Source organism: Allopontixanthobacter sp., from assembly GCF_034376665.1.
In the GTDB taxonomy this organism is placed as follows: Bacteria; Pseudomonadota; Alphaproteobacteria; order Sphingomonadales; family Sphingomonadaceae; genus Allopontixanthobacter.
On sequence record NZ_JAXMJI010000014.1, the window covers coordinates 1 to 9,684 of the forward strand.

Genomic DNA, 9,684 nt, shown 5'->3' on the forward strand with positions numbered 1-9,684 from the left:
GTTGCGCCCAGCATCGCGCGGTAGGCGGGGTTACGGGGATCGGCCAACACGGCCGCTTCGGCATGAGTCAGAGCCTTGCCTGCTTCGCCCTTGGCCAAAGCGGTCTGCGCCTTGCCTGCGGACATATCGGCACGCGGTGCAACAGTGGTCGTACAGCCAGCCAGCGCAGAAGTGGCCAGCGCGGTCGTGACGGCCAGCGTTACGAAACGGGCGTTATGTGCGGATCGGCTCATGATCTGTCCCCTGTTCAGCTATGTTCGTTGCCGGTGCGCTTTACCTGTGCGGCGAGCGTGGCAAGTTCGGGCATGTCGCCCAGAAAGGCGTCGAGTGCATCGGTTACGATCTGCTGGGCGCTGCGGCCCGTGATCGTGCTCGCAAGGCGCAGCTTGAGGTGCCGTTCCGGATCGAGGCGGAGAGTGAACGCTGCCCGCCTCCCCTGGTCAACTGCGGCCACCCGCGGCGCACGTGCCGGCCGCGGCACCTTGACCGCAGTGATCCGCGGCGTTGCGTGAAACCTGAGACCGGCGTCCTGCGCGTCTTCATCATAGCTGTCGTCTTCGAACCCGAGGCCGTCTTCCGCATCATATCCGGCTTCGTCTTCAAGCTGGTATTCGGAGTCGGTCTCGAACTGGTCCGCATCGTCGTCGTTGGACATGATGGCGTCGGACAGGATCGGCGGAGATTTCCGTTCGATGCGCTTGGCCAGCACGTCCTGCTGTCCGCGTGCGTCCTGATGGCCGGGCGCGCTGCCAGTTACGGCGAATTCTGCGAGCTTTGCGCCGGCCTGTTCGTCAAGTTGCCGTGCCTCTGCAGCGGTGATCTCGTTTACCGGAGACGGCGTCAGTTTGACGGCCTCGCTGTCATGGTGGGGCGCATGTTCGTCCCCCATGTCATTCCAGCCCAGATCGTCGAGACTCTCGTCGGACAGCGAATCGGTGTTCGATCCGGCTCCGATCGAACCCAGCAAGCCGCCATGCTGCGGGCGCATCGCCGGACGTGCACCGCCTTTGCGGGCAAGCAGGCTGGGACTCAAAGAGGCGAAAGAAGCTTCGTTCATAATTGCTCTACCCGCGCTCACTGAGCGACGCGGCGGCCGAAGCCGCCCCCGGCTCGGCTGACCCCTGCAGCCTGCGCGGACATGTTGGGAGCGGCAAAGACGGTCCGGCGGAAATTCTTTTCCAGCCGGTCGGCAATGTAGTTCCACAGCGCGGCAACTTCTGCGGAGGACCGGCTTTCCGGGTCGACTTCCATGACCGTCCGGCCATCGATCATGGAGGCGGCAAAATCGGTCCGGTGATGGAGTGTAATGGGGGCAACGGTGCCGTGCTGCGACAAGGCGACGGCAGCTTCCGAGGTAATCTTGGCTTTGGGGGTGGCGCCATTGACCACGAAAACCAGCGGTTTGCCGGCCCGTTCGCACAGGTCGACTGTAGCACCGACCGCGCGCAAATCGTGCGGACTCGGGCGAGTCGGCACGACGATCAGTTCCGCGACACCGATAACCGACTGAATCGCCATCGTAATGGCCGGCGGCGTGTCGATCACGGCAAGTTTGAAACCCTGTTGGCGCAGGATCTGCAAATCGGACGCGAGCCGTGCAACGGTGGTCTGGGCAAAGGCGGGGTATTCCGCCTCCCGCTCGTTCCACCAGTCGGCGGTCGAGCCTTGTGGATCGATATCGATCAATACAACCGGTCCGGCTCCGGCGCGCTGCGCCTGGACGGCCAGATGGCCTGAGAGCGTGGTCTTGCCAGATCCACCCTTCTGCGAAGCTAATGCCAGTACACGCAAGGCGCGATCCCCCTGAAATTCCGTCTGTCGTCACCGCACCACTGCGGGTCGCCATCCGAAATCGCAGGATACAACTAATTTTAGGTTAACGCGGACAGCAAGTTGTTCGCCGCCAAGCCGGATTTTTTGGCCGGATTGGGCGGGTCTGCCGACCATTGGAGTTTTGACGGAGGAAGGAATTTACCGGAATGGAAACTCTTTGCTAACTGGTCATTTACTATGACGAGAGCGCGAACCAGCCGACTTTCCGGCTGTGCCAGGCCAGAAGCTCCGGCCTGGCTTGCCGTCTGAAAAGGGTACCTCTGGACCGATGAAACTTGCGCGTGCCAGTGTTTGGGCATTCTGCCTTTGGTTTGCAGCCGCTGCGGTGCCCGCACTGGCCGACGTCAAGGCGGGTGTCGATGCCTGGATCGCGGGCGATTACGCCGCCGCGGTGCGCGAATGGCGTGAGCTGGCCGCCCAGGGGGATCCCGATGCGCAGTTCAATCTGGCTCAGGCGTATCGGCTGGGGCGGGGGGTAGAGGCGGACCCGGCGCAAGCAGAAGTTCTTTACGCCCGGGCCGCGGCGCAGGGTCATCTGAACGCGGCCGACAATTACGGACTGATGCTGTTTCAGGATGGCCGGCGCGAAGCCGCGATGACCTATCTTACCGCTGCCTCGGCACGCGGCGACCCGCGCGCGCAATATCTGATCGGTCTCGCGCATTTCAATGGCGACCTGCTGCCCAAGGATTGGGTGCGGGCCTATGCCCTGCTGACCCTGTCCAACGCGGCCGGACTCCCCCAGGCCGCCGCGGCCATCAAACAGATGGACGGCTTCATACCTTGGGAGCAGCGGCAGGAGGCGCAGAGCCAGGCGCAGGTTCTGAAGCGCGAGGCGGACGCCATGCGGGCGGCCCAGCTGGCCGCAGCCGATCTCGGCGCCGATCTGGGGGGTGCAGGCCTGACGGCTGATATGCCGAGCCAGCCCAGCCAGCCGCGTGCAGCAGTCGCCGCGAAGTCTGCAGTTGCCCAGGCCAGCCGCGCCGTGCAATCGCCAGACTCCCCGACGGCGACGGGCGGGCCTTGGAAAGTCCAGCTGGGAGCTTTTTCCGTGAGCGGGAATGCCGAGAAACTGTGGCGTCAACTATCGTCCCGCGGCGAATTGGCGGGCAAGACCAGGCTGATGGTCCCGTCGGGCCGGCTCACCAGACTGCTTGCCGGAGGCTATCCCAGCCGTGATGCGGCCGACAAGGCGTGCGCCAGCCTCCGACGTGCCGGGCATGGCTGCCTGGTGGCCCAGTAGACAAAGCCGCCTTGTCCCGCCGCCCGGTAGTGCTAAGCCGGTGCCGCTAATCACGGGGGCAATGATGGACACGACGCAAAACTTGGCGATCTCGGCTGCAACGCCCGATCAGATGGCGCCGCAGACCGCGCCGGCAACCGACCGGCTGGTCAGCCTCGATTTCATTCGCGGCATCGCGGTGATGGGCATCCTGTGGGCGAATATCGTCGCCTTCGGCCAGCCCTGGGCTGCCTATATGTACCCGGACGCTTTCCTGGTACCCCACGGGGAGACATCGGACTGGTTATGGGTAATCCAGTTTGTCCTGATTGACGGCAAGATGCGCGGATTGTTCACCCTGCTGTTCGGTGCCGGATTGATGCTCTTCATTGAGAAAGCCTGGGCGCGCGGGGAAACGCGTTGGCTTCAGGCCCGGCGGCTGTTCTGGCTGCTTGGCTTTGGCCTGATCCATTTTTATTTCCTCTGGCGGGGCGACATACTGGTTCTGTATTCCGTTGCCGGTTTTGTAGCGATGGGATGTCTGCGCTGGAAAGCCAGGACCCAGCTGGTGGTCGGATTGCTGGGCTATCTGGTTGGTGCGATCATGTTCATGGTCGCGATGTTCCTTCCCTATCTGGTTGCCGACACGGAACTTGGAAATCAGGCCCCCTATGCTGAGATGCGGAGTGACCTGGCGTCCCAACAAGAGGCGGAGCTTGCCGAAGGGGCAAGTGAAACAGCCATCATCCGCAATGGGAGCTACGCCGATTACGTAAGCCACAACTTCGCTGAACACGGTACTGATCCTTTCGCCACGCTGTCCCTCTTCGCGCTTGAAACGGTTCCGCTGATGCTGATCGGGATGGCGCTCTACCGGATGGGCCTGTTTGGTGGCGGAATCGATAGGCGCAAGATGCTGATCTGGGGCTGGACCGGGGTGATAGCTGGCGGCGCGTTGACCCTGCCGATTGCCTTGTGGGCGATGGGCGAAGGCTTCACCTATTGGGGCACACTGGCCGCGTTCATGGGCGTTTCCCCGCTTCCGCGCCTGCCGGCGGTGCTTGGCCTGCTCACCTTGCTGGCATTGTGGGCACCGGCTGCAAGCACCGGATGGCTGGGGGAACGAGTGGTCGCGGCCGGACGGATGGCCTTTTCCAATTATCTCGGCACGTCGATCGTCATGCTGTTGCTGTTCCACGGCTGGGCCGGAGGGCTGTTCGGCCAGCTGGGCCGCCCGGAACTGTATTTGGTGGTGGCGATGACCTGGGCGTTGATGCTGCTGTGGTCCAAGCCGTGGCTTGCGCGTTTTCGCTTTGGCCCGCTCGAATGGCTGTGGCGCTGCCTGACCTATGGCAGGCTATTTCCACTGCGGCGTTGATATTCGCTTGCTATTGCGACTAAGTCGCAGTAACTCCATGTCCAGTCGCTCCGGCGACTCGCGTGGAGATCTGTGAATGTACGTGTGCGTCTGCAATGCCATCAGGGAAAGCGAATTGCGCCAGGTCGCGCGCCGTTCCGGCGGCGATGCGGAAGCCGTCTATGCGACCTTGGGCAAGCGCCCCAATTGCGGCAGCTGCCTCGATGATGCCGAAGCCATCCTGTTCGAAGAACGGGAAATGGCGTGCGAGCCGGTCTACGCGGAATAGTACGCCACTAACGCAAATCACTCGCAACTGGCGGATTTCTGCCATTTTCGGCGTCGATCCTTGCCATAACGCCTCGATGCGCGCATAAAACTCATGCACTCGCAGCTGGGAGAATTCGCGTGAAGGGCGACGCCAAAGTCATCGATTATCTGAACAAGGCGCTCACCAACGAGTTGACCGCGATCAACCAGTATTGGCTGCATTACCGCGTCCTGGAAAACTGGGGCGTTCACAAGCTCGCCGAATATGAACGGCACGAGAGCATCGACGAGATGAAGCACGCCGACACGCTGGCGGAGCGCATCCTGTTCCTAGACGGACTGCCCAATTTCCAGGCCATCCACAAATTGAAAGTCGGGGAGACGGTCGAGGAAATCCTCCGCGCCGACCTGGCTGTGGAGCACGAAGCAATTCCGCTGCTCAAGGACGCAATCGAATATTGCGAAACCGTGCGCGATTACGTGACGCGCGAAATCTTTGCCCGCATCCTCGAAAGCGAGGAGGAGCACGTCGATTTCCTCGAGAAGCAATTCGACATGATTGCGCGGATGGGGCTGGAAAACTACGTTCAGCTACAAAGTAAAGCTGCCGAAGCCAGCTAAAAGCACTCTTCGATACTTCGCGAGTTGGCGGAATAATGCCTGAGTTTGACTCTTCCTCAGGTACTACAGTTCTGGCAATCGCGACACCGGCCGCAGCGCAATTCTCAGCCCCCGACGTCTTGCGACCTACTTCTTCCTGGTGTCGTAAGGGTTCTTGTTGCCTTTCAGCGTGACCCGGACCGGAACCGCATCGAAGCCTAGCGACCTGCGGATGCCGTTTACCAGATAGCGTTCGTAACTGGTCGGCAGCATGTCCAGCCGGTTGCCGAACACCACGAAGCGGGGCGGACGAGTGCCTGCCTGGGTAATATAGCGCAGCTTGATCCGTTTACCGCCCGGCGCAGGCGGCGGATTGGCTTCCAGCGCATCGTCGAACCACCGGTTGAGCGCGGCGGTAGGCACACGCTTGGACCAGCTTGCGCGGATTTCAAAGGCGGATGACAGCATCGTGTCCAGCCCTTTTCCGGTGCGCGCGGATACCGCGAACAGGGGTACGCCCTTGACCTGTGCCAAGCCTTCGTCGAGCGCATGACGCACGCCGTTGAACAGCCCGCTGGCATCTTCGGCCACGTCCCATTTGTTGATTGCGATGATCAGCGCGCGGCCTTCTTCGAGCACCTGGCTGGCAATTTTCAGGTCCTGGTGCTCGAGCCCCTGGGTCGCGTCGAGCAGCAGCACCACGACTTCGGCAAAATCGATGGCCAGCTTTGCGTCCTGCACCGCGAGCTTTTCCAGCTTTTCGACCACGCGGGCGCGCTTTCGCATCCCGGCGGTGTCGATCAGGCGAATGTCGCGAAGGTCGCCGGTCTTCGGATCGTTCCATTTCCAGTCCACGGCAATCGAATCGCGGGTAATCCCGGCTTCCGGTCCGGTGAGCAGCCGGTCCTCGCCCAGCAAGCGGTTTATCAGCGTGCTCTTGCCGGCATTCGGGCGGCCGACGATGGCGAGTTTCAGCGGTCCCTTGACCACCTCTTCCTCGATATATTCCTCGCCCGCTTCTTCGGCGGCATCGCGGGCGGCCTGGCGTGCGGCTTTCTGCTGTTCCGCCTCATACGCGGTTTCCACCGCGATGCGTTCCTCGCTGTCCCCAATCAGGGGCCACAAGGCGCCGAACAGGTCCGAGATTCCTTCGCCATGTTCCGCGGAAATCGGTACCGGATCGCCAAAGCCAAGCGCGTAGCTCTCATAGATGCCCGGCTCGGCCGATTTGCCTTCAGCCTTGTTTGCCACCATCACCACGGGCACCTTCTGGCCGCGAAGCCACAGGGCGATTTCCTGGTCGAGCGTGGTGATCCCGGCGCGGGCGTCGATCACCATCAGCGCGACATCGGCACCAATCAGGCTGATCTCGGTCTGCTTGCGCATCCGCCCGGGCAGGCTTTCCGGATCGTCATCTTCCCAGCCGGCGGTATCGACGATCTTGAATTTCAGGCCGGCGATCTCGGCATCGCCCGAACGGCGGTCCCGGGTAACGCCGGGCTGGTCGTCAACCAGCGCCAGTTTCTTGCCGACCAGCCGGTTGAACAGCGTCGATTTGCCGACGTTGGGGCGGCCGATTATGATGACTTGCGGTAACATTGCGGGGCAGGTGGCCCTTTCACGTGCAATTGGCAAGTTCGATCACCGGTGGCGAAGCTGTGGCCAGGACCGGTTAACCTCTCATAGCAACGGCAAGTGGCCGCGTCCTGCTGATCGAGTGAGGTACGCGATCGCCCGCTACGAACCCCGATTACCGGCGGCAATCAGGCTTTCGCGACCGGCGGGTTATCGCCCAGATCTTCGTACCATGCTTCGACCGGGCCGGTCAGCTTGATCGTCAGCGGCTGGCCCTTGCGGTCAAGCGATTTGCCCGCTTGGACCCGCACCCAGCCTTCGGAAATGCAATATTCCTCGATATTGGTGCGCTCGACGCCCTTGAAGCGGATGCCGACGCCGCGGCGGAGCTTTTCTTCATCGAACAGGCTGCTGCGCGGATTAACGGACAGGCGGTCGGGCGGCACATCATGCGCATCGGTCTCGGGGTTGGAACCGGTATCCGGGGCGACTTCGGGGTTTTTTTCTTCACTCATGCGCCGCCCATATTAGCTGCGCACAGGGCAGGCAACATGAGACTTCACCAAACGCCGCACCTCAATCCGGCGGGGGCGGGGTTTCCGGCGGCAACGGTGTAATATCCGGCTGCTCTGGCTGCGGTTCGTCGATATCCTCGCGGCCGGGAGGAAATTCGGTCGGGCTTTGCGGATTGACGGTATCGCCCTGGTCCGGATTGACCTCGTCGGGCTGTCGGCCCGGCTGGGTCGCTGCAGTCAAAGGTTCACGCTGATCGAAGTTCATCGGATTGTTCCTTCCATCCAGCCAACGAAGCTGCGCGCAGCCTGTTCCGCGCTTGCCCTTTTGTGCGGGGCCTTTTAAGGGCGCTGGCTTGTCCGTGTAGGCAAGGCTGCAAAGTCTCGCCCCTGCGGCGTCGTTTGGGCCCGGCGGGCGTGGCGGAATTGGTAGACGCGCTGGTTTTAGGTACCAGTATCGTAAGATGTGGGGGTTCGAGTCCCTTCGCCCGCACCAGACGCCGACCACGGGCCACCGAGCGGCACCATTGAAAAAGATTCTATAAAGGCAAAGTTGCACCTCATGCAGATCAAAGAAACCACCAGTGACGGGCTGAAGCGCGCGTACAAGCTCACCATCCCCGCCGCCGATATCGCCTCGCGAATCGATGCCGAGGTGAAGAAGATTGCACCGCAGGTCAAAATGCCCGGCTTTCGCCCCGGCAAGGTACCGGCCAATCTGGTCAAGAAGATGCACGGCGAACAGCTGCACGCGCAGATGGTCAACGATGTGATCCGCGAATCAATCGATTCGCTGATGCAGCAGAAGAAACTGCGCCCCGCGATGCAGCCGAGCATCGACCTCGAAGAAGGTTACGCGGAAGGCAAGGACGCCGAGCTCAACGTCTCACTGGAAATCCTGCCCGATGTGGCGACGCCCGATCTTGACGGATTGAAGCTGGACCGGTTGACGGTACCGGTCAGCGATGCGCAGGTGGACGAGGCGATCAAGAACATTGCCGACCAGCAGAAAAGCTACAAGGACGCACCCAAGACCAAGAAGGCTGCCGAGGGCGACCAGCTGATCATCGATTTCACCGGCAGTGTCGATGGCGTCGAATTCGAAGGCGGCAAGGCCGAAGGCGCCGCGCTCGTAATCGGTTCGGGCCAGTTCATTCCCGGCTTCGAAGAACAGCTGACGGGCGTCAAGACCGGCGACGAGAAGACCATTACGGTCACCTTCCCGGCAGATTATCCGGCCGAAAACCTCAAGGGCAAGGACGCGCAATTCGCGATCACCGTCAAGCAGGTCAAAGTGGAGACCGAAAGCAAGGCGGATGATGAATTCGCCAAGTCGCTCGGTCTTGAAAGCCTCGACAAGTTGAAGGAACTGCTGCGCGGCCAGCTGGAACAGGAAACGAATGGCCTGACCCGCACGCAGATGAAGCGCCAGCTGCTCGATACGCTGGCGGCCGGCCACGATTTCGAAGTGCCCCAAGGCATGGTCGATGCCGAATTCGACCAGATCTGGGCGCAATTGGAACAGGAAGCCGCGAAGGACGAAGATCCCGCCAAGGCGATGAAGGAAATCGAAGCCGAACGGGACGATTACCGCCACATCGCTGAACGCCGCGTACGCCTGGGCCTGCTGCTGTCCGAGATCGGGCAGAAGAACGGCGTCGAAGTTACCCAGCAGGAAATGGCCATGCTGACCCAGCAGGCCGCTCAGCAATATCGCAACGAAGACCGTGAGCGCTTCCTGCAGTTCATCGCCAACGAGCCAATGGCCGCAGCCCAGCTGCGTGCGCCGCTGTACGAAGACAAGGTCGTCGATTTCCTGTTCGGCAAGGCTGACGTGACGGAGCGGGAAGTAACCCGCGAAGAACTGGAAGCCGCGATCGAAGCGGAAGAGGTGGTCGAGGCGAAACCGGCCAAGAAGGCCGCAGCGAAGAAGCCCGCCGCGAAGAAATCGGGCGCGGATGAGAAGCCCGCCAAGGCTGCTCCGGCGAAGAAAGCTCCAGCGAAGGCTAAGGCAGACGCAAAGCCAGCCGAAAAGCCTGAAGCCAAGAAGGCGGCTGCACCCAAGGCCGAGGCGAAGGCTCCTGCCAAGGCTGCACCCGCCAAGAAACCCGCTGCGAAAAAGGCTCCGGCCAAGAAGTAACGGAGTTCTTCCGGTCCGATGTACCGGTAGGTATTCGATACCGAAACCACGTCCCTTTCCGCCTCTGGCGGGGAGAGACGTTGTCGTTATAATACCCCATACTACTGCCCGGCTTGGTTTTTTTGCGCGGGCGCAGCAGCAAATAGGGGTATCGGGTGATGATCGAAATCTGGCT

The 9,684-nt window shown here is 61.6% G+C and carries 10 protein-coding genes, 1 tRNA gene and 1 pseudogene; 6 read left to right on the forward strand and 6 right to left on the reverse strand.

Going from position 1 to position 9,684, the window contains the following annotated elements:
• The 3 genes and pseudogenes from U0988_RS01185 to U0988_RS01195 form a co-directional block, all read right to left on the reverse strand.
• Positions 1–233: pseudogene (locus U0988_RS01185) on the reverse strand (sporulation protein); the annotation flags it as partial.
• 14 nt (positions 234–247) lie between these two features.
• Positions 248–1,057: a hypothetical protein gene (locus tag U0988_RS13815; RefSeq protein WP_416172346.1), complete on the reverse strand. Its 810-nt coding sequence runs from the start codon at positions 1,055–1,057 to the stop codon at positions 248–250.
• Between the two features lie 17 nt (positions 1,058–1,074).
• Positions 1,075–1,791, reverse strand: a complete 717-nt coding sequence (locus tag U0988_RS01195) for a ParA family protein (RefSeq protein ID WP_322290827.1) — start codon at positions 1,789–1,791, stop codon at positions 1,075–1,077.
• 367 nt (positions 1,792–2,158) lie between these two features.
• Here U0988_RS01195 and U0988_RS01200 point away from each other — a divergent pair, with 367 nt between their 5' ends.
• From U0988_RS01200 to bfr, 4 genes are all read left to right on the forward strand, one after another.
• Positions 2,159–3,076 (forward strand): SPOR domain-containing protein, encoded by a 918-nt coding sequence (locus U0988_RS01200; protein ID WP_322290828.1) that lies wholly within the window; start codon positions 2,159–2,161, stop codon positions 3,074–3,076.
• A 112-nt stretch (positions 3,077–3,188) separates the two neighbouring features.
• Entirely contained in the window at positions 3,189–4,433 is a 1,245-nt protein-coding gene (locus tag U0988_RS01205) for a DUF418 domain-containing protein (RefSeq protein WP_322290829.1), read from the forward strand.
• Between the two features lie 76 nt (positions 4,434–4,509).
• Positions 4,510–4,701 carry a (2Fe-2S)-binding protein gene (locus U0988_RS01210; RefSeq protein WP_322290830.1) on the forward strand — a complete coding sequence of 64 codons (192 nt, stop codon included), beginning with the start codon at positions 4,510–4,512 and terminating at the stop codon, positions 4,699–4,701.
• Between the two features lie 119 nt (positions 4,702–4,820).
• Entirely contained in the window at positions 4,821–5,303 is a 483-nt protein-coding gene (gene bfr, locus U0988_RS01215) for a bacterioferritin (protein ID WP_322290831.1), read from the forward strand.
• 126 nt (positions 5,304–5,429) lie between these two features.
• Here the strand turns inward: bfr and der are convergent, their stop codons facing one another.
• From der to U0988_RS01230, 3 genes are all read right to left on the reverse strand, one after another.
• A complete protein-coding gene (der, locus tag U0988_RS01220) occupies positions 5,430–6,881 on the reverse strand; it encodes a ribosome biogenesis GTPase Der (RefSeq protein ID WP_322290832.1) in 1,452 nt (483 codons plus the stop codon).
• Between the two features lie 164 nt (positions 6,882–7,045).
• Entirely contained in the window at positions 7,046–7,372 is a 327-nt protein-coding gene (locus U0988_RS01225) for a DUF3297 family protein (RefSeq protein WP_322290833.1), read from the reverse strand.
• A 61-nt stretch (positions 7,373–7,433) separates the two neighbouring features.
• A complete protein-coding gene (locus tag U0988_RS01230) occupies positions 7,434–7,637 on the reverse strand; it encodes a hypothetical protein (protein WP_322290834.1) in 204 nt (67 codons plus the stop codon).
• Between the two features lie 143 nt (positions 7,638–7,780).
• On the opposite strand from U0988_RS01230, the gene U0988_RS01235 reads away from it, so the two are divergent.
• Both U0988_RS01235 and tig read left to right on the forward strand, forming a co-directional pair.
• A tRNA-Leu gene (locus tag U0988_RS01235) sits at positions 7,781–7,865 on the forward strand.
• Between the two features lie 66 nt (positions 7,866–7,931).
• Positions 7,932–9,509 (forward strand): trigger factor, encoded by a 1,578-nt coding sequence (tig, locus tag U0988_RS01240; RefSeq protein ID WP_322290835.1) that lies wholly within the window; start codon positions 7,932–7,934, stop codon positions 9,507–9,509.
• Positions 9,510–9,684: the final 175 nt, after the last annotated feature.